The organism is Bradyrhizobium sp. SZCCHNS3016 (assembly GCF_032484535.1).
In the GTDB taxonomy this organism is placed as follows: Bacteria; Pseudomonadota; Alphaproteobacteria; order Rhizobiales; family Xanthobacteraceae; genus Bradyrhizobium.
Window position 1 is genome coordinate 714,072 of sequence record NZ_JAUETE010000001.1, and the last position, 20,453, is coordinate 734,524.

21 protein-coding genes and 1 pseudogene are annotated in these 20,453 nt (G+C 64.5%); 14 read left to right on the top strand and 8 right to left on the bottom strand.

What is annotated here, in order from left to right; translation table 11 throughout:
• The first annotated feature begins 3 nt into the window (after positions 1-3).
• The 8 genes from nifV to QW881_RS03460 all read left to right on the top strand — a co-directional run bounded on the left by nifV (position 4) and on the right by QW881_RS03460 (position 6,567).
• Entirely contained in the window at positions 4-1,143 is a 1,140-nt protein-coding gene (nifV, locus tag QW881_RS03425; protein ID WP_315756200.1) for a homocitrate synthase, read from the top strand.
• 2 nt (positions 1,144-1,145) lie between these two features.
• A complete protein-coding gene (gene cysE, locus QW881_RS03430) occupies positions 1,146-1,937 on the top strand; it encodes a serine O-acetyltransferase (protein ID WP_315756199.1) in 792 nt (263 codons plus the stop codon).
• On the top strand, positions 1,934-2,272 hold the full coding sequence (gene nifW / locus QW881_RS03435) for a nitrogenase stabilizing/protective protein NifW (protein WP_315740990.1): 339 nt from the start codon (positions 1,934-1,936) through the stop codon (positions 2,270-2,272). Before cysE ends, nifW begins: the two co-directional genes overlap by 4 nt.
• Positions 2,273-2,534: 262 nt before the next feature.
• Entirely contained in the window at positions 2,535-3,380 is an 846-nt protein-coding gene (locus QW881_RS03440) for an electron transfer flavoprotein subunit beta/FixA family protein (RefSeq protein ID WP_315740991.1), read from the top strand.
• Between the two features lie 36 nt (positions 3,381-3,416).
• On the top strand, positions 3,417-4,523 hold the full coding sequence (locus QW881_RS03445; RefSeq protein ID WP_315756198.1) for an electron transfer flavoprotein subunit alpha/FixB family protein: 1,107 nt from the start codon (positions 3,417-3,419) through the stop codon (positions 4,521-4,523).
• Positions 4,524-4,545: 22 nt separating this feature from the next.
• Positions 4,546-5,853 carry an FAD-dependent monooxygenase gene (locus QW881_RS03450; RefSeq protein WP_315740993.1) on the top strand — a complete coding sequence of 436 codons (1,308 nt, stop codon included), beginning with the start codon at positions 4,546-4,548 and terminating at the stop codon, positions 5,851-5,853.
• Positions 5,854-5,894: 41 nt separating this feature from the next.
• Positions 5,895-6,191: a ferredoxin family protein gene (locus tag QW881_RS03455; RefSeq protein ID WP_172112536.1), complete on the top strand. Its 297-nt coding sequence runs from the start codon at positions 5,895-5,897 to the stop codon at positions 6,189-6,191.
• Positions 6,192-6,360: 169 nt separating this feature from the next.
• Entirely contained in the window at positions 6,361-6,567 is a 207-nt protein-coding gene (locus QW881_RS03460) for a molybdopterin-binding protein (protein ID WP_315741026.1), read from the top strand.
• A 27-nt stretch (positions 6,568-6,594) separates the two neighbouring features.
• On the opposite strand, the gene QW881_RS03465 is transcribed toward QW881_RS03460, so the two are convergent.
• A complete protein-coding gene (locus QW881_RS03465) occupies positions 6,595-7,158 on the bottom strand; it encodes a DUF2478 domain-containing protein (RefSeq protein ID WP_316158122.1) in 564 nt (187 codons plus the stop codon).
• Between the two features lie 73 nt (positions 7,159-7,231).
• Between QW881_RS03465 and modD the strand changes: the two genes are divergently transcribed.
• Positions 7,232-8,107, top strand: a complete 876-nt coding sequence (modD, locus tag QW881_RS03470) for a ModD protein (protein ID WP_316158033.1) — start codon at positions 7,232-7,234, stop codon at positions 8,105-8,107.
• A gap of 13 nt (positions 8,108-8,120) precedes the next feature.
• Here modD and QW881_RS03475 read toward each other — a convergent pair whose 3' ends face one another.
• The 4 genes from QW881_RS03475 to QW881_RS03490 all read right to left on the bottom strand — a co-directional run bounded on the left by QW881_RS03475 (position 8,121) and on the right by QW881_RS03490 (position 13,093).
• Positions 8,121-10,466, bottom strand: a complete 2,346-nt coding sequence (locus QW881_RS03475) for an ABC transporter substrate-binding protein (RefSeq protein ID WP_316158032.1) — start codon at positions 10,464-10,466, stop codon at positions 8,121-8,123.
• Between the two features lie 103 nt (positions 10,467-10,569).
• A complete protein-coding gene (locus QW881_RS03480; RefSeq protein WP_316158031.1) occupies positions 10,570-11,487 on the bottom strand; it encodes a sel1 repeat family protein in 918 nt (305 codons plus the stop codon).
• Positions 11,488-11,990: 503 nt separating this feature from the next.
• Complete coding sequence (locus QW881_RS03485; RefSeq protein ID WP_316158030.1) at positions 11,991-12,536, bottom strand: carboxymuconolactone decarboxylase family protein; 546 nt, start codon at positions 12,534-12,536, stop codon at positions 11,991-11,993.
• 2 nt (positions 12,537-12,538) lie between these two features.
• Positions 12,539-13,093, bottom strand: a complete 555-nt coding sequence (locus QW881_RS03490; protein WP_315713058.1) for a peroxiredoxin — start codon at positions 13,091-13,093, stop codon at positions 12,539-12,541.
• Positions 13,094-13,890: 797 nt separating this feature from the next.
• Here QW881_RS03490 and QW881_RS03495 point away from each other — a divergent pair.
• Positions 13,891-14,058: pseudogene (locus QW881_RS03495) on the top strand (mechanosensitive ion channel family protein); the annotation flags it as partial.
• A 5-nt stretch (positions 14,059-14,063) separates the two neighbouring features.
• Here QW881_RS03495 and QW881_RS03500 read toward each other — a convergent pair.
• Genes QW881_RS03500 through QW881_RS03510 form a run of 3 tightly spaced genes read right to left on the bottom strand, consistent with a single transcriptional unit; the run spans position 14,064 to position 16,624 of the window.
• On the bottom strand, positions 14,064-14,774 hold the full coding sequence (locus QW881_RS03500; RefSeq protein ID WP_316158029.1) for a DUF1045 domain-containing protein: 711 nt from the start codon (positions 14,772-14,774) through the stop codon (positions 14,064-14,066).
• 6 nt (positions 14,775-14,780) lie between these two features.
• Positions 14,781-15,965, bottom strand: coding sequence for an alpha-D-ribose 1-methylphosphonate 5-triphosphate diphosphatase (locus QW881_RS03505; protein WP_316158028.1), 1,185 nt, complete (start codon positions 15,963-15,965; stop codon positions 14,781-14,783).
• Positions 15,962-16,624 (bottom strand): chloramphenicol acetyltransferase, encoded by a 663-nt coding sequence (locus QW881_RS03510; protein ID WP_316158027.1) that lies wholly within the window; start codon positions 16,622-16,624, stop codon positions 15,962-15,964. The genes QW881_RS03505 and QW881_RS03510 overlap by 4 nt, the downstream gene beginning before the upstream one ends.
• Positions 16,625-16,798: 174 nt before the next feature.
• Between QW881_RS03510 and phnC the strand changes: the two genes are divergently transcribed.
• The 4 genes from phnC to phnE (QW881_RS03530) all read left to right on the top strand — a co-directional run bounded on the left by phnC (position 16,799) and on the right by phnE (QW881_RS03530) (position 20,445).
• Complete coding sequence (phnC, locus tag QW881_RS03515; RefSeq protein ID WP_316158026.1) at positions 16,799-17,608, top strand: phosphonate ABC transporter ATP-binding protein; 810 nt, start codon at positions 16,799-16,801, stop codon at positions 17,606-17,608.
• A gap of 79 nt (positions 17,609-17,687) precedes the next feature.
• Positions 17,688-18,620, top strand: a complete 933-nt coding sequence (gene phnD / locus QW881_RS03520) for a phosphonate ABC transporter substrate-binding protein (protein WP_315741002.1) — start codon at positions 17,688-17,690, stop codon at positions 18,618-18,620.
• 95 nt (positions 18,621-18,715) lie between these two features.
• Entirely contained in the window at positions 18,716-19,600 is an 885-nt protein-coding gene (gene phnE / locus QW881_RS03525) for a phosphonate ABC transporter, permease protein PhnE (RefSeq protein WP_315756191.1), read from the top strand.
• Complete coding sequence (phnE, locus tag QW881_RS03530) at positions 19,597-20,445, top strand: phosphonate ABC transporter, permease protein PhnE (RefSeq protein WP_316158025.1); 849 nt, start codon at positions 19,597-19,599, stop codon at positions 20,443-20,445. Before phnE (QW881_RS03525) ends, phnE (QW881_RS03530) begins: the two co-directional genes overlap by 4 nt.
• Positions 20,446-20,453: the final 8 nt, after the last annotated feature.

The window sequence follows — 20,453 nt, forward strand, 5'->3', positions numbered from 1 at the left end:
CCGATGCCCCGGGTCATCCTGAACGATACCACGCTCCGCGACGGCGAGCAGGCGCCGGGCGTCGCCTTCGCCCTCGGAGAGAAGGTCGCGATCGCCCGTGCGCTTGCCCGTGCCGGCGTTCCCGAGATCGAGGCCGGCACCCCGGCGATGGGGGCCGACGAGATCGCTGCGATCAGGGCGATCGTCGAGGCCGGTCTGCCGGCGACCATCATCGGCTGGTGCCGGATGCGCGAGGCGGATGTCGATGCGGCGATCGCGGCGGGCGTCTCGATGGTGAATGTCTCCATCCCGACATCCGATGTGCAGATCGCCGCCAAGCTCGGTGGCAGCCGCAGCGCCGCGTTGGAGCTGCTCAAGCGCGTGGTCGGCCATGCGCGGAGCCGCGGACTGGCCGTTGCCGTCGGCGGTGAGGATTCGTCGCGCGCCGATGTCGGCTTTCTCGCCGAGGTGATCGCGACCGCGAAGTCGCTCGGCGCCCGGCGCTTCCGCGTCGCCGATACCCTGAGCGTGCTCGATCCCGACGCGACGTCAGCGCTGGTCGGCGCCTTGCGAGCGACCACGGACCTGGAGATCGAGTTTCACGGCCATGATGATCTCGGTCTTGCCACCGCCAACACGCTGGCGGCGGTCAAGGCGGGCGCGACCCATGCATCGGTCACCGTGATCGGCCTCGGCGAGCGCGCCGGAAATGCTCCGCTGGAGGAGGTCGCGGTCGCGCTGCGGCAGCTCCACCGGCGCGAGACCGGCATCGTGCTGGCCGAGCTCGATCACGTCGCCAATGTCGTGGCAGCCGCCGCGGCGCGCGCCATTCCACTCAACAAGGCCATTGTCGGCGAGCACGTCTTTACCCATGAATCCGGCATTCACGTCGACGGGCTGCTGAAGGATCAGCGCACCTATCAGGCGCTCGATCCGGTACTGTTCGGCCGCTCCAACCGGATCGTGATCGGGAAGCATTCCGGGCTGTCGGCGATCACCTCGCTGCTGTCGGATCTACGCCTGCCGGCGAGCGTCGACCAGGCCCAGCGCATCCTGGCGCGCGTGCGCAGGCATGCCGTCACTCACAAGGGGCCGGTGCCGAAAGAGGCCGTTGCGGCCATCTGGCGCGAAGTCTGCGATCACCCGCTGGCGAGCTTTGCCTGATCATGAGCGACATCGTCGACACACCCATTGCAAAGCCGATCGTCGCCGAGGCGAGCCGGCCCTCGCTGCTCCGCTTGATCCGCGAGGACATTGCGTGTGTCCGCTCGCGCGATCCGGCGGCGCGCAGCGAAATCGAGACGCTGCTGACCTATCCCGGCATTCACGCGCTGATCTGGCACCGCTTGGCGCATCGGCTGTGGATTCGCGGCTGGCGTTTTCCGGCACGCTTGTTGTCGTGGCTCGGACGTTTCCTGTCGAATGTCGACATTCATCCGGGAGCCGAGATCGGTCGCCGCTTCTTCATCGACCATGGTGCCTGCGTCGTGATCGGTGAGACTGCCGAAATCGGCGACGATGTCACGCTCTATCACGGCGTCACCCTGGGCGGCACGTCGTGGTCGCCGGGCAAGCGGCATCCGACGCTGGAAAGCGGCGTCGTCGTCGGCGCCGGCGCCAAGATCCTCGGACCGATCACGATCGGACCGCGCACCCGCGTCGGTGCCAACTCCGTCGTCATTCAGAGCACGCCGCCCGATGTCACCGTGGTCGGCATCCCCGCCAAGGTGGTGCGGCCGGAGTTCACCCATCGTCGAACCGTCGGACGCATCGACCTGGATCATCATTTGATGCCTGATCCGGTCGGTGAGGCACTTTCCGTGATGCTGGACCGGATCGAATTCCTCGAAGCGCAGCTCGCTCACATCAGGCAAAAGATGCGCCAGGGACCGCCGCCTCCGGCGCCGACCTCTTTCTGCGAGGTTGATCCGATTTTGAGCCAAGGAGCAAAGCAATGACTGCGGCATCGCCGAACGTTCTGGACGAGCTGAAGAAGACCTCTGCCGCCGAGGAGTTCTTCAAGCTGCTCGGTGTCGACTACGATCCCAAGGTGCTCAACGTCTGCCGGCTGCATATCCTCCGGCGAATGGGGCAGTATCTCGTCAGCGAGGACTTCTCCGACGTTTCCAACGAGGATGTCGCAGCTCGCTGCAAGTCGTTCCTGGAGCAGGCCTATCAGGACTTCCTCGTCTCCACGCCGCTCGATCAGCGGGTGTTCAAGGTGCTCAAGGAGGCGGTGGCGCCGCCGAAACCGGCTCCAAAGCCGTTCGTGTCACTGACGACGCTCAAGTAACGGACGAACTGAGGATCACTCCCACGAGCGCCGCCAGCACGACTGGCGGCGTTTCCGCTTTCAGGCGAGCCGTGCGCTTTCAAGCTCCTGTCGCATTCCCGACGCGTGTTGCTTGCGACGTGTCGGGCCTTGGCGACGAGTTCTCAGCAACAGAGATCAGGTTCATGCGCCAAGGTGTTGAATCCGTGCCGAAAATCATTGCGGCCGAAACTGGTACGACAATTGCTGTCCTGATCGCAGACCTACACACCGGAGTGATCGCATGCATATCGTCGTCTGCATCAAGCAGGTTCCGGACTCCGCGCAGATCCGCGTTCATCCGGTGACCAACACCATCATGCGCCAGGGTGTGCCGACCATCATCAACCCCTACGATCTGTTCGCGCTCGAGGCCGCGCTGCAGCTGCGCGACAAGTTCGGCGGTGAAGTGACCGTGCTGACCATGGGACCGCCGTCCGCCGAGGACTCGCTGCGCAGAGCGCTGACCTACGGGGCCGACCGCGCCGTGCTGCTGACCGATCGCTTCTTCGCCGGCGCCGATACGCTGGCGACCACCTATGCGCTGGCGACAGCCATTCGCAAGGTCAGCGAGACCTTTGGCGCGCCCGACATCGTGTTCACCGGCAAGCAGACGATCGACGGCGACACCGCGCAGGTCGGCCCGGGCATCGCCAAGCGGCTGGGCCTGCTGCAACTCACCTATGTGGCGAAGATCAGCGAGGTCGATCCGGTGGCGCGCACGATCGAAGCCGAGCGTCGCTCCGAGGGGGGTGTTCAGGTGCTGAAGACCAAGCTGCCGTGCCTGGTGACGATGCTGGAGGCAACCAACGAGATCCGCCGCGGCGCCATGGCCGATGCGCTCCGTGCAGCGCGCGCGCAGATCGTCACCTGGAGCGCCAAGGACGCCGGCGTCGAGGACATCTCGAAGTGCGGCCTGAAGGGCTCGCCGACCATCGTGAAGCGGGTCTTCGCACCGTCGGCCCGGGCGGAGAAGGCAACCATGGTCGACTTCTCGAGTCGCGCGCCGGCCGACGCCCTGATCGAGGAATTGTTCAAGCGGCAGCCGAAGCTCGAAGCCGAACTGACGACGTCAGCGCACGGCTTCTGATCCATACGGCTTTTGACGGACCAAGGGACGACGATCATGAGCGAACCCACCAAAGCACCGCCCGCTGCAGCCGGTCGCGCCGCGACCAAGAAGGAGCTGCCGGAGCATTTCAAGGCCTACAAGCACGTCTGGGTGTTCATCGAGCAGGAGCGCGGCCAGGTTCACCCGGTATCCTGGGAACTGATGGGCGCCGGACGCAAGCTTGCCGACAAGCTGAAGGTCGATCTCGCGGCCGTCGTGATCGGGCCTCCCGGAGAAGCCGTGCAGCACGCTGCCGCGGAGTCGTTCTGCTATGGCGCCGATCTCGCCTACATCGTCGCGGACAGCGTTCTCACCGACTATCGCAACGAAGCCTACACCAAGGCGCTGACCGACGTCGTCAACACCTTCAAGCCGGAGATCCTGCTGCTCGGCGCCACCACGCTCGGCCGCGACCTCGCGGGCTCCGTCGCGACGACGCTGCTCACCGGTCTGACCGCCGACTGCACCGAGCTCGACGTCGATGCCGACGGCTCCCTGGCCGCGACGCGGCCGACCTTCGGCGGCTCGCTGCTCTGCACGATCTACACGCTGAACTATCGGCCACAGATGGCGACCGTCCGCCCGCGCGTGATGCCGATGCCGGACCGCGTCGAGAAGCCTGCGAGCCGCATCATCGAGCACAAGCTCGGTCTCGTGGAAGAGGACATCGTCACCAAGGTGCTGTCCTTCATTCCGGATCGCGATTCCGCCAAGTCCAATCTCGCCTATGCCGACATCGTCGTGGCCGGCGGGCTCGGGCTTGGCTCGCCGGAGAACTTCCAGCTCGTCAAGGGGCTCGCTTCGGTGCTCGGCGCTGAATTCGGCTGCTCGCGGCCGCTGGTGCAGAAGGGTTGGGTGACCTCCGATCGGCAGATCGGCCAGACCGGCAAGACGATCCGGCCCAAGCTCTACATCGCCGCAGGCATCTCCGGCGCGATCCAGCATCGGGTCGGTGTCGAGGGCGCCGACCTGATCGTTGCCATCAACACCGACAAGAACGCGCCGATCTTCGACTTCGCGCATGTCGGCATCGTCACCGATGCGATCCGGCTGCTGCCGGCGCTCACCGAGGCATTCCGCGCACGTCTGTCGCCGCATTCGCGCGACCGCATCGCGAGCTAGGCACCAGAGAGGGAGCAGGGCAATGATCGAGGAACGGTTCGACGCGATCGTCGTGGGGGCCGGCATGGCCGGCAATGCTGCTGCGCTGACCATGGCCAAGCGCGGCATGAAGGTGCTGCAACTCGAGCGCGGCGAGTATTCCGGCTCGAAGAACGTGCAGGGCGCGATCCTCTACGCCGACATGCTGGAGAAGCTGATTCCGGACTTCCGCGAGGAAGCACCGCTGGAGCGGCATCTGGTCGAGCAGCGCTTCTGGATGCTCGACGACAAGTCGCATGTCGGCCTGCACTACAAGTCGGACGACTTCAATGAGGAGAAGCCGAACCGTTACACGATCATCCGTGCCCAGTTCGACAAATGGTTCTCGTCCAAGGTCAAGGAAGCCGGCGCCACCGTGCTGTGCGAGACGACCGTGACCGAGCTGGCGCAGGATGCCTATGGCAAGGTGATCGGCGTCAAGACCGACCGGCGCGATGGCGAGATCCATGCCGACGTGGTCGTGCTCGCGGAAGGCGTCAACGGCCTGCTCGGGACTCGCGCCGGCTTGCGTGAGCGGCCGAAGCCGGAGAACGTCGCGCTGGCTGTGAAGGAGATGCACTTCCTGCCGCGCGAGACGATCGAGGCGCGCTTCAACCTGAAGGGCGACGAAGGTGCCGTCATCGAGGCCGTCGGCACGATTTCCCGTGGCATGACCGGCATGGGCTTCATCTATTCCAACAAGGAGTGCATTTCGCTCGGCATCGGCTGCCTCGTCTCCGACTTCCAGAAGACCGGCGAGACGCCATATGGCCTGCTCGAGCGGTTCAAGCAGCATCCGTCGGTGGCGCCGCTGATCGAGGGGTCTGAGGTCAAGGAGTACTCGGCCCACCTCATTCCCGAGGGCGGCTACAATGCGATCCCGCAGCTCTGCGGCGATGGCTGGGTCGTGGTCGGCGATGCCGCCCAGCTCAACAATGCTGTTCACCGCGAGGGCTCCAATCTCGCGATGACTTCCGGACGCATCGCCGCTGAGGCGATCTTCCAGGTCAAGTCGCGCCGTGATCCGATGACCAAGGAGAACCTCTCACTTTACAAGAAGATGCTGGAGGACTCCTTCGTCATCAAGGATCTGAAGAAATACAAGGACATGCCGGCGCTGCTGCACAACCAGTCGCAGAACTTCTTCCTGACCTATCCGCAGCTCGTCTCCAAGGCGATGCAGAACTTCGTGCGCGTCGACGGGACACCGAAGAAGGAGAAGGAGAGCAGCACCGTGCGCTCCTTCGTGAATGCAAGGTCATGGACCGGCCTGTTCGGCGACGCCTTCAGGTTTGCTCGGGCGTGGCGATGATTGGTGAATGAACGAAACAGCTTAGGCGAGGGAGATCAGACATGAGCACGGACGTCGCAGTCAGGGTCGAAGACAAGCTGTTCTACAATCGCTATCAGGTCGATCCCGGCCGGGCCCATATCAAGGTCCGTCCGCATACCACGCCGACGCCGCAGTTAAAGGCGCTTCTCAAGGCCTGCCCGGCACGTTGCTACGAGCTCAACGACAAGGGCCAGGTCGAGATCACGGTGGACGGCTGCATCGAATGCGGCACCTGCCGGGTCATCGGCGAGGCCAGCGGCGATATCGAGTGGAGCTATCCGCGCGGTGGCTACGGGGTGCTGTTCAAGTTCGGCTGATGTCCGGCCGCCTGAGATCGCCCCCCGGGCGGCGTGCTGTCGCAAATGCGACAAACGTGCCGCCGGTCGTCAATGCTATATCGTGAATGATATAGGTCATTGAGTTCGGTCGAGCTTTATGTTTACATCTCGTTGCAGCAACGACGCTGCAATGGATGAGGAACAGCACGTGAAGCTGAGTGCACGAAACGTCTTGCCGGGAAAAATCATCTCTGTTGAGAAGGGCGCGACCACGGCCCACGTCAAAGTGGAGCTCGCCCCTGGACTCACGGTCTTCTCGGCGATCACCAACGAGGCGGTGGAGGAGCTCGCGCTTGCCGTCGGCGACAGCGTCTCCGCCGTTATCAAGTCGTCGGATGTAATGATCGGAAAATAGGAACGTGGTGCCGAATCGCTGCGCCGATCAGCCGGTGGACGCGTGGCGCGCGCGCAGGTCGAGCCACCAGGTTTCCATCGCGGAACGTGACGGCTGCAGCAGCGTGCCGAAGTCGCCCGCAAAGGTCCGCCAGTCGTCGATGCATTTCTGCGGCACGGCCGTCAGCACCGGAATCCCCGACGTGATTGCGTCGGCCAGCTCGCCACGCAACCCGCTTCCCGAGGCCTCCTGCTTGGAGAACTTGTTGATCACGATGAGGTCGGCGTGGGCCGCGATGGCGCGGTGAACGGCCATGCCGGCTTCGGCAAGGCCCGCAGTGTCGAGCTTGCAGGCGGTCGATCCGGTGCCGAGGTCCTGACAGATCGAGATCGTGTCGCCATTGGCGAGATCGATCACGTCCATTCCGCTTTTCTTGCCGACTTCGTCTCTCGTATTGCGCTGAACGATGCCGCCGACGCGGACGCCCTGTTGCAGCAGCTCCTGGGCAAAGGCGTCCAGCAAGGCATCGGCATCGTCGCCCGGTCCGTAGAGAATGGCGGCGAGACGGGGCTGATTGGGCTCAGCGGAAGCAGGAAGATCGTGCGGGATCATACGGGGCCTAGCGATCGGGGGCGGGCGGCGACCAGGGGTTATATAGAGGATGCAGCCTGTGGAGAAAGAGCAGATGTCGCGCGCGCCGACCACCGCTACGCACCATGATCTGGAAGCGCTGCTCCGCGACGATGTCCCCTATGGCGACCTGACGACGGAGACGCTCGGGATCGGCGCCGAGCCGGGCCTGATGCACTTCGCCGCGCGGGACCGCATGGTATTGGCCCTGGCCGAGGACGCGGCGGCCTTGATCGAGCTCACGGGCTGTCATGTCGAACTGTTTGCCGGCAGCGGAACGGTGCTGGAGGAGGGGACCCCGATCCTCCGTGCAGAGGGCGCGGCGGCAGGCCTGTTGCGGAGCTGGAAGGTGGCGCAGACGCTCATCGAGATCTGGTCCGGCGTCGCCACCGGGGCGGCTGCGATCGTCGGCGCGTCGCGCGCGATCAAGCCTGGTATTGCGGTCGCCTGTACGCGCAAGAGCGTCCCCGGAACCAAGCCGTTCGCCGTTGCCGCGGTGAAGGCGGGTGGCGCGGTGATGCATCGGCTCGGCCTGTCGGAGACGGTGCTGGTGTTTCCGGAACACCGGGCGTTTCTCGGCGATGCGCCGCTTGCCGATATCGCCGAGCGGTTGCGGCGGAACGCGCCGGAGAAGCGGCTCGTGATCGAGATCACCACGGTCGAGCAGGCCGTCGCCGCCGCCGTGGCCGGCTTCGACGTCATCCAGGCCGAGAAATTTTCGCCTGCCGACATCGCTGCGCTGACGGAGCGTATCGCCATCAGCGCGGCGCTGCCGCGGCGGCCGATCATTGCGGCCGCGGGTGGCGTGAATGCGCAGAACGCCGCTGCCTATGCTGCGGCGGGGGCAGACGTGCTGGTCACCTCGGCGCCCTACCTCGCGCGTCCCTGCGACGTGCAGGTGCGGATCAGCCCTGCCTCGGCCACGGCTTGACCGCGCGACCCGGCTACTGTGGGTGCCGCGGAGCGGCGCGCTTCTGGCGGTTGGCTCGCCATTCCATGAATTCACGGAACAGCCGGGGATCGGCTGAAACGCCGCTCGCCTGCAGATCGTTGGCCTGTGCATTCGCCCCCAGCATCTGGGCGGGCGGTGTATTGCGATCGAGCCAGTCCTGTGCCGTCTTGAATCTTGTCCAGCCCGCGATCGGCGCCAGCGGCGCCACCTCCTGCCATTTCGGGTGATATGGCGGCCGTTGCAGCGCCTGCATATTGCTGAAGAAGGCCTCGACGAGCAGAGACAGCCGGCGGTGACGGTCGCTGCCTGCCGGCCAGTTGAACGACGCCAGTACGGCCTCGGCCGCGATCGTGTTCACCGGCGCCGAGGCGCCGACGAGGTTCGGATAGTCCTCGGCGGACAATTGCGCCGGCAGATAGTCGTCGTGCAGAGCCTTGTCGTAGTCGACGGGCACGAGATGCAGATTGGGATCGCTGACCTGGCTCAGCCATTGCACCGGCCTGCCCTCGACCGTGATGATCGCGTCGATGTCGCCCTTGCGCAGCATGTCCAGCGCCAGCCGCGGCTCGATATAGAGCAGATGCGGCCTGATCCCGAGGCGCTCGAACACGTTGATCGAGGTGACGAAGGTGCCGCCGTCGGGCAGGTCGACGGCGATGGTCTTGCCGTCGAGCTCGTTCAGGCTGGTGATCGATCTCGGCGCCAGCACGTGCATCTCCTCGTTGAACAGCTTGGTGACATAGACCAGTTGTTCGCGGATGTTGTTGGCGAAGTCCTTGCGCTCGAGAAAGGCCAGGGTGTCCTTGCGGATGATGCCGGCGTCGACGCCGCGCAGCAGTAGGATGTCGGCGACCGATTGCACCGAGCCGCGGCCGATCACGGGAAGGATGCGCAGCTCCGTCCCCTTGTCGAGCGCGGATGCGAGGTCCGCGCCCATGTTGGCGTAGGTGCTGCCGAACGAGCCGGTCATCAGCGTGACGGTATTGGCATTCAGCTGGTTGGCCAGATCGCGCTTCGCCGTGCCGTAACGGAAGATGGTCTTGAAGGAATCGCTGACGCTGCCGGGATCGATACCGCTCCGGACCGGACCGAAGCGCTGCCACTTGCCGCCGGTAAACTGCATCATCTGCATCTGCTCCAGCGGCGCGTGATCATGGGTGCTGGTGTTGACGGTGATGCCGGGCGTCAGCATCGGCAATTTGAGGCTCTTCAGGGATGCCGCCTGCTTCATGATGTTGTCGCGCGACAGGTCGTCGCCGCAACTCCGCAGCACTGCGACCATCGCGTTTGCCGCGAGGTAGCCGAAGGTCGCAAGACCATTGCTTCTCGGTACGTCGGGCAAATAGCGGTCCATGAAGGTGGACCATTCGCGGTAGGATGGATCGCCTGCAGCCGCGGCCTCCTCGCCTTCGTAGTAATAGCCCGCGGACAAGATGCCTTCGGCATTCTGCAGGCCGGCCGGCTGCATCACGGCGGAGACCGATTCCGAGACCGTCGAGATGATGTGGTCCGGACGCCAGCCGAGCTCGGCCGCGCGGCGGATCGCCATCACGGCGAACTTGGGCGTGGTCACGTCGAAGAAGATGTCGGCGCCGGATGCCTTCAACGTGGCGATCTGCTGATTGACGTTGGCGTCCGTCACCTTGTAGGTGGCTTCCGCGACGATCGGAAGCTTGCCACCCAGGCCGTCCTTCAATCCCTTGACGTAATCCTTGCCGAAATCATCGTCCTGATAGAGAAGCGCGATCTTGCCGCGGCTGTGGGTCTCCAGCAGGTACTGGGCATAGACGTGCGCCTCGGCCTGGTAGCTCGGCTGAAAGCCCATGGTCCACGGAAAGTCGTGGGACTGGTCCCATTGCGAGGAGCCTGATGCCACGAACAATTGTGGGACTTTGTTGGCGTTGAGATAAGGGCGGACCGCCAGGTTGGGAGCCGTGCCCAGGCTGGCGAACATCAGGAGGACATTGTCCTCCTCGACGAGCTTGCGGGTCATCTCGACCGTCTTCTGCGGCGCATAGCCGTCGTCGTAGGAAATGAAGTTGACGCGCCGGCCGTTGATGCCGCCTTCGGCATTGATCTTGTTGAAGTAGGCCGCGATCGTCTTGCCGATGACGCCATAGGCGAGAGCCGGGCCGCTGTAGGGCATGGTGTTGCCGATGCGGATCTCGTTGTCCGCGGCGACCGCTTGATGTCCGGTCAGCGCCAGCGGAGCGGACAGAGCCAGCGCGAGGCATGCGGCTGCTCGAGGGGGGCTGTTCTTTGCATCCCGTGGTTTGCGACGTCGGCTCCATCTGGCGGCCAAGCAGGCGCGAACTGCAGCATGGATGCCGTGCATCATCAGTCCTCCCATCGATATTTGGTTCTCGGGCGCAGCAGATCGCGGCCGACCGTCTCGCAGGGAGCGGTCCGGGTCGCGTCTCGAGCGCTCCGAGATTTATGCGTTAGCGCGCAGCCGAGATGCGTCGGCTGGCTTCCGGCGATCCTTGCTCCGCAGCCCTGAGATACCAGGCGCGCGCCTTGGCTGCGTCGGGAACGGCACCGAGCAACCGCGATTTCGTTAGTTCGGCCGGGTCATAGGTGCGTGCGAGCAGGAGGGAGGCGTCCGCAATCCCGGCGTCGGAAAGCCGCGTCAGGATCAGGCGCGCGCTGGCGACGTCGCCCGCGGCGAGCAGGTCGCGTCCGCGCTTCATCAGCGCATCGACCTCGTCTCGCGGCAACGGAACGGTCGGGCGAGGCGAGGCCATCGGGAGCGCAGCTGAGGGGGGCGAGACCGCCGGTGCTGCCGCGGCCGGCGCAGGCGACGTGGGCGCCGAGGGCCATGGCCGCATCGCCAGTTCTGTACTGCTGGGAGCCGCGAGCGCGGCGACCGTCTGCGGCGGGTCTTCCTGGGCGACCTTGGCTTCCGCGGGATCGATCTGGGCCAGGCTTTCCAGCACGGCGGTCGGCATGATCGGGCTCTTGCCACCCGGCGTCGGCCCGCCGTTCTCGAAGGAGACCATGTTGACCACCATCATGGCGATGGAGGCCGCGATGCCGACGGCGGCGCCGATCTTGATGATGCTGCCCAGCCGCAACGATTTGTCCGGATCCTCAGGCGGCAGCGGCATCACCACGGGATCGAGCTTCGCGCTCCAAACGCGACGTATCTCCTCATCGTCGAGGTCGACGGCCGCTGGCTGCGCCGGCAGGGAGCTTGGCCGGGACACCAGATGATGCGGCAGGGGCACGCCATCGGCGGGCGGATCGAATGCCGTCGGGCCGGCCTCCGTCTGGCGGCGGCGCGGTGCATATCTGCGGAGCTCTTCGTTCGCCCAGGGCGGCGCTGGTTTCGCCGGATCGTTCTGATCTGGAGCACTCATCACTAGCCTCCTGTCTCCGACGAACGTGTCGTGGGAGATAGCTTCAGGACGTCGGGCGCGCGCGGTCCAACCGAAGCGCGCATGATGCGACATCGGGGACATTGCATCAACGCTTCCGTCGAGACCGACAGGTCCGGTTTCCTTCCGACATGCACGCCATCGTTTTCGCGCGCCCTGGTCACAATCGATGTTGCTTGGTCCCTAAGCTGATCAATGTTCTTGTCGGGAAGGGTGAGTAGGTAAGGCTATTTGATGGAAATTTCCCGGCGCGCCGCATCGATGATTGCTCGCGATGCGCGAGACCGAGGCCGAGTTCTGCGCTTTGCGGAAAGATCGGCTGGAGTATCAGGATGCCGCAGTCATCTCGACTTTGCCGCGAGGTCAGGGGCTTAGCGGACCGAGGAGTTGCAGGCGCGCCGCGAAACTCTGCAACTCAGGCGAGAAATGGCGAAAAACAAATGCGGCCGGACGATGCCGGCCGCATTCACATATCTGATCGATTTTTATTCCGCCGCCAACGCGACGGACACACAAGCGGCTTCGATCGCAACGGCAACCGACTGGATGACGGCGGCAAAGCGTACGGCGGTCTGGATCGTGGCCGCGGGCACGCCCGCGTCCTGCAGGACCTTCTCGTGCGAATCGATGCAGGTGGCGCAGCCGTTGATGGCGGACACCGCGAGCGACCACAGCTCGAAATCGGCCTTGTCGATGCCGGGGTTGGCGATGACGTTCATCCGCAGCCGGGCCGGCATCGTCGCGTACTCCTTGTTCGAGGCAAGGTGAACGAAGCGGTAGTAGACGTTGTTCATGGCCATGATCGCGGCGGCCGATTTCGCCGCCGCCAAAGCGGCGGGCGACAGCTGCGCGGCCGCAACCGATTCCAACGCCGCCACGACGCTCGGATTGCGAGTCGCAATCGCGCACGCGACGAACAGGCCATATTTGGCCTGCGGCGACAGCGTCTCGTCGGAGGCCATGGACGACAGGTTGAGCCTGATGTCCTTGGCGAAGTCCGGGATCTGGTCCTTCAGTTGCTCGATCGACATGATCAGGCGACCTTCAGGGTCTCGCCGCCGACTTCGCGGTTGCACGGGCAGAGCTCGTCGGTCTGCAGCGCGTCGAGCACGCGCAGCGTGTCCTTCGGAGCGCGGCCGACATTCAGGTTGGTCGCATAGACGTGCTGGATCGTGTTGTCGGGATCGACGATGAAGGTGTAGCGGTAGGCGACGCCGTCGGGCGAGCGGACGCCGAGGCCGTCGACCAATGCGCCCTTGGTGTCGGCGAATTGCCAGATCGGCAGCTTATGCAGATCCTTGTGGTCGCGCCGCCAAGCCAGCTTGCAGAACTCGTTGTCGGTCGAGCCGCCGAGCACGACGGCGTCACGATCCGCGAAATCCTTCGCAAGGCGCGCGAACTCGGCGATCTCGGTCGGGCAGACGAAGGTGAAGTCCTTCGGATAGAAGAAGATGATCTTCCATTTTCCGGGGAAGCTGGTCTCGGTCAGGGTCTCGAAGGCGCTCTCGCCCTTCTCTTCCTGAAGATGAAAGCCGGGTTTCACGCCGACGATTTCAAACGATGGCAGCTTGCTTCCGATTCCGAGCATTGGGGCACTCCAAGAAAATTATCGCGCTGCAATAGCGAGGCTCATTGTGCATTGCAAGCGATATGCCATTCGTTTTTAGTAGCAGTGGATTGTCGAAAACCCGACACTTGGCGGCAACATGCTGCAAGTGCGAGGTCGTGGCGATGGGGAGCTTGTGGATGGAGCTGGCTTAGAGCGTCGGCTTCGTGACATTGCGATCGGACATCGAGCGACGACAGCCGGAGCGCGCGCGGCGTCGCCACGGCAAAAGGAGGTTGATGTCCCGCTGGGTCGGAGTGCCATGCGACCTCGTGTTGGCGGTCTCGACGGCGGCCGACGTGCAATTTCTTTGTGCGGCCGAAGTGGCAAAATTGACATTATCGCCTTTGTAGCGATGCACGTTTGACCACGGCGACTCCTGAAGCGGCAGCAAGGCGACAAGCCGTCGGCAGATCATGGCGCGGCGCGGCGCAAGGTGTTGCACAGCGCACAGTGTTGTCAGCTTTTCAGCAGATCGCGTCTGCTATTTCGCCTTGCTGCGCGATGATCTGACCATAGTCTCCTCGCAGATTTTCATCACCGTGAGCGAAACTGTCTCGGCATCAAATTCAAGCGCGAGCCTGTCGATCGATCGACAATGATTTCTCGCGACCTCAGCCGCGCTCGCGGCAGGATGGGGAGCGCCTTCGCTGCTCGGAACCACGAGCGCGACGTCGGTAGGACTGAAGACGGTCCGCTTCAGCGAGGCCGTGCACAATCTCGGCTACATCAATCTCTACGTCGGCATGCACGCCGGCATCTTCAAGGAGAACGGCCTGGATGCGCCGCAGGCCTGGGATCTGCGCTGCGAGGTGCGCGAGAAGCTGATTGCGTTCCTGCAGCGGGAGATGCGCGAAGCCTTGCCACGCGAGCGCGCCGACATCTCCCCGCCGCTCTCGGTGTTCGGCCGCGAGGCGCCGTCGCACCATGCAGCCATGCCGAACTGACGCCGCTAGCTGCCTTGGACGGCCGTGAACGGCCAGTCTCCGATGATGTGGAAACGCTGGTGGGCATTGGGCTGGCGGAACAACACAATCCTGTCGATCCGGAGCTCTGTCAGTGACAGTGCCGCGAATCTCTCCTGCAGCATCGTCAGGATCGGCCGGCGCCGCTCGTCGGACAGCCGGCAGGTCAGCGTCATGTGGAAGCGGAAATCCTCCATGACATAGGGATAACCCCAACGATCGAGATGATCGCGCTGCCGTGGTGTCAGCAGATCCGGCTTGCGCCGAGCACGGTCGTCGGCGGTCATCGGTGCGCGAAACGGCTCGAAGGCCTGGACACAATCGGCCGCGAACTGCTGCAGGATGGGAGACGGCTCGCCAGGGATCATCGCGATGAATCCGCTGATCGCGTCCACGATCGGACGGATGGCCGGGACGGCTCGCGGCGTGGCCGCCAACTCAGCGCAAGCGGCGCAGAGCGCGGCTTCGCTCTCCGCACCCGCCAGCTCGAACGGAGCCTTCAAGGTCGCGTGAAAGCCGTATTTGCGCGGGTCTGCGGTCAGCTCAGCCCAGTCTGGAACCGCGCGGACGATCTCGCTCGGAAAGCTGCGGTCATCGCCGCTCCACGCGTCGTAACCGAGCAGGCGCGCGCCGAATTCCGCCAGGTCGGCTGTTGCTGGTGGAGCATAGTAGATCGCATAGCGCGGAAATTTGGCCATGGTTCGCTACTCCGCCGCCATGGCACGTGCCGGCCGGGCGTTCAGCCGGTCCGTCTCGGTGAGATAGACCAGCCGGCCGGACGCGATCACAGCGACGACGCGGGGGCGCAGCGGTACGCGGTCGTCGACCAGAATGATATCGGCGCGGCGGCCCTCGGCGAGCATGCCGCGGTCCGCCAGCCCAGCTGCGCGTGCAGGGCCGCCCGAGATCAGATCCCAGGCGCGCGCCAGCGGAAGAACGCCGTCGGCCGCAAGCCGGTACGCTGCCAGCAGCGGCGCGGGATAGTAGTAGTCGGAGGCCAGCACCGAGCAGAGGCCCTTGGCGATCATGTCGCTGGCCTTCGTCCACCCGGTATGGCTGCCGCCACGGACGACGTTGGGCGCGCCGAATACGATCGCGTCACCCCCTTGAGCGGCCTCGCGCGCGGTCTCCTCGTTGACCGGAAACTCTGCGATGGTCACCCCCTGGCTGCGAAACGCCTTGCGCATGGCCGGGCTGTCGTCGTCATGCGACAGCATGCGGACACCAGCCTTGCGTGCGATGTCGGCCAGCCGCGCGATCGAAGCCGGAACGGTATCGGCGCGAGAGGCGATGCGCGCAACCAACCGGTCGAACTCCGCGTCGGGCAGGCCGGTGCGGTCGACCATGCGCTGGCGCTTGTGCGGCTTGTCCAGACTCGCCACCGTCGAATCCATGTGGTCGTTGAAGGCGAACAGGTCGACGCGCCGGTCGGCGAGCCACCGCCCGATCTCCTCCTCGTCGTCGAGATTGAAGGTCTCGTGGCGCAGATGGAAGCGCGTGTCGGCTGCGAGCCGCGGGCGCAGCGCTTCGATCGATTCGAGCAGGCGCCGCGCATTGTCGGCGCTGCGCAGGCCCGGCTCCCATGACCAGGTCGTCGCGTGAAAGACCGTGGTGATGCCATTGCTGATGGCCTGGCGGTCGCTGTCGATCAGCGCGACGTCTGTCGGGAAATCGACCCCGGCGCGCGGCATCATCTGGCGCTCGAACGCATCGCCGTGGATGTCGACGATGCCGGGGAGCACGGTGAGCCCCTCCGCATCGAGTTCGAGACCCGACCGGTGTCCTGGTGTCCCGATGCCGGCGATCACGCCGCCGGATATGATCAAGGACGTGTCTACGAGGTCGGTATCGACGAGGCAGCGGCCCCGCGAGATGGAGATATCGGTCATGGGGCGGCACTCTGCCGCACCGGGACGCGCGCGTCGAGGGCAGCCTCGTATTTGTCCAGGAAGTCGGTGATCTCGAGCTTGCGGAAATCGGGAAGCGCCGCGCGCAGCGCCTGGTGATTCCAATCCCACCACGCCAGATCGCGGAGCCGCTGCTCGACCTTGCGCGGAAACCGGCGCTTGATCGGGCGCGCCGGATTGCCGGCGACGACGGTATAGGCCGGAACGTCCTTGGTAACGATGGCGCCAGCCGCCACGACCGCGCCGGTGCCGATGTTGCGGCCCGGCAGCACGATCGCGCCATGGCCGATCCAGACGTCGTGTCCGATCTCGACATGATGTTGTCTCCGCCAGGCGAAGAACTCCGCATCGTCCGGCTCTCCTGGAAAATAGGCGCTGGCGCGATAGGTGAAATGGGCCTGCGTCGCCCGCGGCATCGGGTGGTTGCCCGGATTGATCCGGGTCATCGCCGCGATCGAACAGAACTTCCCGATCGTCGTGTAGGTGATCTGGGAATCGTTGACCACATAGGAGTAGTCGCCCATCGTCACCTCCTGCAGGATGGTGCGGGCGCCGACCTCACAATAGGCGCCAAGCGTCACGTCCTGGAGCTTGGCCGAGGGGTCAACGGTTGGTTCAATCGAAAGCGACTTGCCGGCCATCTCACGTCCTGTCTCTGCGCCTGTGAAGGTGTCGGATCTCCCCTATGACAGGCGCGTGACATCTGCATGACTGCGACCGGCGTGTGGACGAGTGCGGCGCTGCAGTGTCGCTGTCACATAACTGTAGAATCCAGACGCTAGCGATAGGCCAAAGCGAGGCGTCTGGAGAATTCAATGCTGGTGGTGGATGGCCTGACGTGCCGTTTTGGCATGAAAGCCGCAGTCGACAATGCATCCTTCTCAGTTGCACCCGGCAGCTTCGTCGGCGTGATCGGGCGTTCCGGCGCCGGCAAGTCGACCTTGCTGCGGTCCATCAATCGTCTGAGCCCGGTGAGCGGCGGCCGCATCCTCTTCAAGGATCTCGACGTGACGGCGCTGCGGGGCCGCGATCTGCGGCAGTGGCGTGCGCGCTCGGCGATGATCTTCCAGCAGTTCAATCTGGTCGGCCGATTGGACGTGCTGACGAACGTGCTGATGGGGCGACTCGCCGAAGTCCCGTCGTGGCGCTCGCTGGCGCAGCTCTGGCCAGCGGAGGATGTCGCCATGGCGCTGTCCGCGCTCGAGCAGTTCGACATGGCCTCCCTCGCAGCGCAGCGCGCCGATCAGCTCTCGGGCGGGCAGCAGCAGCGCGTCGCGATCGCGCGCGCGATGGTGCAGAACCCCGAGATCATTCTCGCAGACGAGCCGATCGCCTCGCTCGATCCCCGCAACACCAAGATCGTGATGGACGCGCTGCTGCGCATCAACAAGCATTTCGGCATCACCGTCGTCTGCAACCTGCATTCGCTCGATCTGGCGCGCAGCTATTGCGATCGCCTGATCGGCATGGCGACCGGACGGATCGTGTTCGACGACGTGCCGTCGGCGCTGACGGCGCAGATCGCACGTGAGCTCTACGATCTCGAGGCGGACGAGGTGATGGGTTCGATCCATCCGGCACCGGCGGCAACGGTGCCGGCACTCGGCGAAGCGGCCGTGGCCTGAGACGCGGATTTCTGCAAGCTCGAGCTTCCGCATGGCGCGGGGGCGAGACCTGTTACTTACTGCAACAAGAGGGCATGTTATGATCAATCGTCGCATCGTTCTGGCGGGCGTCGCTGCGCTGGCTTTCACGGCCTCGGCGTCAGCCGAGGACTGGAAGGCGAAGTATCCTGAGCTGACCTTCGCCGTGGTCCCGGCAGAGAACGCCTCGGGTGTCACTGAGCGCTGGACGCCTTTCGTGAACTATCTCTCGAAAGAGCTGGGCGTGAAGGTGACGCTGCGTATCGCCAACGATTACGCGGCCGTGATCGAAGGCCAGCGCGCCGGCAACATCCACATCGCGAGCTATGGCTCGGCGTCGTTTGCCCGCGCCCGGCTCACCGGCGTCAAGACCGATGCCTTCGCCAACGACATCAACTCCGACGGCAGCACCGGCTATTACTCGGTGTTCTTCGTCAAGGCGAGCAGCCCGTACCGGAAGGTCGAAGACCTCAAGGGCAAGAATCTCGGCCTCGTCGATCCGAACTCCACGTCGGGCAACAACGTACCCCGCTTCGAGCTCAACAAGATGGGCGTGACCGACGCCGAGACGTATTTTGGCAAGGTTGTCTTCACCGGCAGCCACGAGAACGCGGTGCTGGCCCTGTCCCAGGGGACTGTCGACATCGCGGCCAACCAATGGACGAGCGACAACGATTCGACGTTGGCCCAGATGCTGACCAAGGGCATGCTGAAGAACGCTGACGGTTCGCCGATGAAGAAGGACGACTTCCGCATCATTCACAAGTCAGCGCCGATCATCAACGGCCCCTACGCCTACAACACGGACCTGCCGGACGATTTGAAATCGGCGATCGCCAAGGCCTTCTTCGATGCGCCGATCAAGGACAAGGCCGCCTTCGACCGTCTCTCCGACGGCCAGAAGAAGGGCTTCCACCCTGCCACGACGAAGGACTGGGATGGCACGATCGACCTGATCAAATTCGTCGACAGCCTGCGCAAGAAGGCGTCCTGATCGACGATCCATCGATGGTGAGCCGGGTCCCGTGGGGCCCGGCTCGTCCGTTGAAGAATCTCTCACACGTCCGAACCAAGAGCAGCACGAAGCCGATGGCTGTTGCCGTTTCGATCCTTCCGAGCCAGCAGCTTGCGGCTCTGAACGAGACCTATCGGCGGGCCGTTTCGCGCCGTCGATTGCGTCTTGCCCTGTCCGCCATGGTACTCCTGGCAGTGCTCTTCGCCGCGGCCATCGGTGCCGAGGTCAATCTGCGGACGTTCTATACCTACTTCGGCAACTTCATCAGCTACTTCGATCGCATCTTGACGCTCGACGACGGGCAACGGGTCTGGACCAATCTGCCCGAATGGTTCTGGGGCTTCAAGAAGTGGATCAAGCTGCTGGCAGAGACGCTGCTGATCAGCTACGTCGGCACGATGGCCGGAATGCTCGTCGCATTCGGTCTCAACTTCCTCGCCGCCGAGAACACCTCGCCCGCGCCGTGGATCCGCTTCACGGTGCGCCGGCTCCTGGAATTCGCCCGCACCGTTCCGAGCGTCGTGTTCGCCCTGATCTTCGTCATTGCTTTCGGGCTTGGGCCGATCCCGGGCGTGCTCGCCATCGCCCTTCATTCGAGCGGTGCGCTCGGTAAGCTGTTCTCGGAGGTCGTTGAGAATGCCGACATGAAGCCGGTCGAGGGCGTGCGCGCCACCGGCGCGAGCTGGCTGTCCTGCATGCGATTTGCCGTGCTGCCTCAGGTTATTGCGGGTTTCTCCAGCTACACCTTGCTGCGCTTCGAGATCAACGTGCGCGAGGCTTCCGTGATGGGCTTCGTCGGCGCCGGCGGCATCGGCCAGGAGCTCGTGGTCGCGATCCGCAAGTTCTACTATTCCGACGTCAGCGCCATTCTCGTCATGATCGTGGTCACGGTGTTCCTGATCGACATCGGCACCGGCTGGCTACGCGGCCGCCTGTTCGGCTCGGAGGCCCGCACATGAGCATCTCCGGCTCGCCGGACGCGAAGCAGCTTGCCGAGCGCTACCCGCATATTTTCAATCGGTCCCTGTCCGCACGCTTCGCAACGCCGGTCGTGCTGCTGCTGGCTCTGGCCATCTTCGTCTTTGGTCTCGTCGATCTCGACTTCTCGCCGTCGCGGATGCTGTCCGGCCTCGGCCAGCTCGGCTGGATCGCGCGAATGATGCTGCCGCCAGATCCTGGGTCGTCGCTTCCGATCTATCTCAAGGCGCTCGGCGAGACGCTCTCGATCGCGGTGCTCGGCACCACCGTGGCGGCCGTCTTCGCGCTTCCGGTCAGCCTGCTTGCGGCCAGGAATATCGTCCCGTCGGCCGTCTTCCGCTTTCCGGTGCGTCGCCTGTTCGACACCATTCGCGGCGTCGACACGCTGATCTGGGCGCTGGTCTGGATCAACGTCGTCGGCCTCGGGCCCTTCGCCGGCGTGCTGGCGATTGCGGTTTCGGATTTCGGTGCGCTCGGCAAGCTGTTCTCGGAGGCGATGGAGAGCGCCGACCGGAAGCAGGTCGAGGGCGTGCGTGCGGCCGGCGGCAGCGCGTTGCACGAGATCCGCTTCGGCCTGCTGCCGCAGGTTCTTCCGGTGATTGCCGGCCAGGTGCTCTACTTCATCGAATCCAACACGCGCTCGGCGACGATCATCGGCATCGTCGGCGCGGGCGGCATCGGGCTACAACTGGCCGAGCAGATCCGCGTGCTGGAATGGCAGAAGGTGTCGTTCCTGATCCTGATGATCCTCGTGGCGGTGGCCGCGATCGACTGGATCTCGGGCAAGCTGCGCTTTGCGATCATCGGTCGCCGCGCCGTCGCTTGAACGGCGCG

What these genes read in the sequence shown, in the direction of transcription:
- nifV (WP_315756200.1), top strand. Translation starts at nt 4, where the DNA reads ATGCCCCGGGTCATCCTGAACGATACCACGCTCCGCGACGGCGAGCAG.
- cysE (WP_315756199.1), top strand. Translation starts at nt 1,146, where the DNA reads ATGAGCGACATCGTCGACACACCCATTGCAAAGCCGATCGTCGCCGAG.
- nifW (WP_315740990.1), top strand. Translation starts at nt 1,934, where the DNA reads ATGACTGCGGCATCGCCGAACGTTCTGGACGAGCTGAAGAAGACCTCT.
- QW881_RS03440 (WP_315740991.1), top strand. Translation starts at nt 2,535, where the DNA reads ATGCATATCGTCGTCTGCATCAAGCAGGTTCCGGACTCCGCGCAGATC.
- QW881_RS03445 (WP_315756198.1), top strand. Translation starts at nt 3,417, where the DNA reads ATGAGCGAACCCACCAAAGCACCGCCCGCTGCAGCCGGTCGCGCCGCG.
- QW881_RS03450 (WP_315740993.1), top strand. Translation starts at nt 4,546, where the DNA reads ATGATCGAGGAACGGTTCGACGCGATCGTCGTGGGGGCCGGCATGGCC.
- QW881_RS03455 (WP_172112536.1), top strand. Translation starts at nt 5,895, where the DNA reads ATGAGCACGGACGTCGCAGTCAGGGTCGAAGACAAGCTGTTCTACAAT.
- QW881_RS03465 (WP_316158122.1), bottom strand. Translation starts at nt 7,158, where the DNA reads ATGATCCCGCACGATCTTCCTGCTTCCGCTGAGCCCAATCAGCCCCGT.
- modD (WP_316158033.1), top strand. Translation starts at nt 7,232, where the DNA reads ATGTCGCGCGCGCCGACCACCGCTACGCACCATGATCTGGAAGCGCTG.
- QW881_RS03475 (WP_316158032.1), bottom strand. Translation starts at nt 10,466, where the DNA reads ATGATGCACGGCATCCATGCTGCAGTTCGCGCCTGCTTGGCCGCCAGA.
- QW881_RS03480 (WP_316158031.1), bottom strand. Translation starts at nt 11,487, where the DNA reads ATGAGTGCTCCAGATCAGAACGATCCGGCGAAACCAGCGCCGCCCTGG.
- QW881_RS03485 (WP_316158030.1), bottom strand. Translation starts at nt 12,536, where the DNA reads ATGTCGATCGAGCAACTGAAGGACCAGATCCCGGACTTCGCCAAGGAC.
- QW881_RS03490 (WP_315713058.1), bottom strand. Translation starts at nt 13,093, where the DNA reads ATGCTCGGAATCGGAAGCAAGCTGCCATCGTTTGAAATCGTCGGCGTG.
- QW881_RS03500 (WP_316158029.1), bottom strand. Translation starts at nt 14,774, where the DNA reads ATGGCCAAATTTCCGCGCTATGCGATCTACTATGCTCCACCAGCAACA.
- QW881_RS03505 (WP_316158028.1), bottom strand. Translation starts at nt 15,965, where the DNA reads ATGACCGATATCTCCATCTCGCGGGGCCGCTGCCTCGTCGATACCGAC.
- QW881_RS03510 (WP_316158027.1), bottom strand. Translation starts at nt 16,624, where the DNA reads ATGGCCGGCAAGTCGCTTTCGATTGAACCAACCGTTGACCCCTCGGCC.
- phnC (WP_316158026.1), top strand. Translation starts at nt 16,799, where the DNA reads ATGCTGGTGGTGGATGGCCTGACGTGCCGTTTTGGCATGAAAGCCGCA.
- phnD (WP_315741002.1), top strand. Translation starts at nt 17,688, where the DNA reads ATGATCAATCGTCGCATCGTTCTGGCGGGCGTCGCTGCGCTGGCTTTC.
- phnE (WP_315756191.1), top strand. Translation starts at nt 18,716, where the DNA reads ATGGCTGTTGCCGTTTCGATCCTTCCGAGCCAGCAGCTTGCGGCTCTG.
- phnE (WP_316158025.1), top strand. Translation starts at nt 19,597, where the DNA reads ATGAGCATCTCCGGCTCGCCGGACGCGAAGCAGCTTGCCGAGCGCTAC.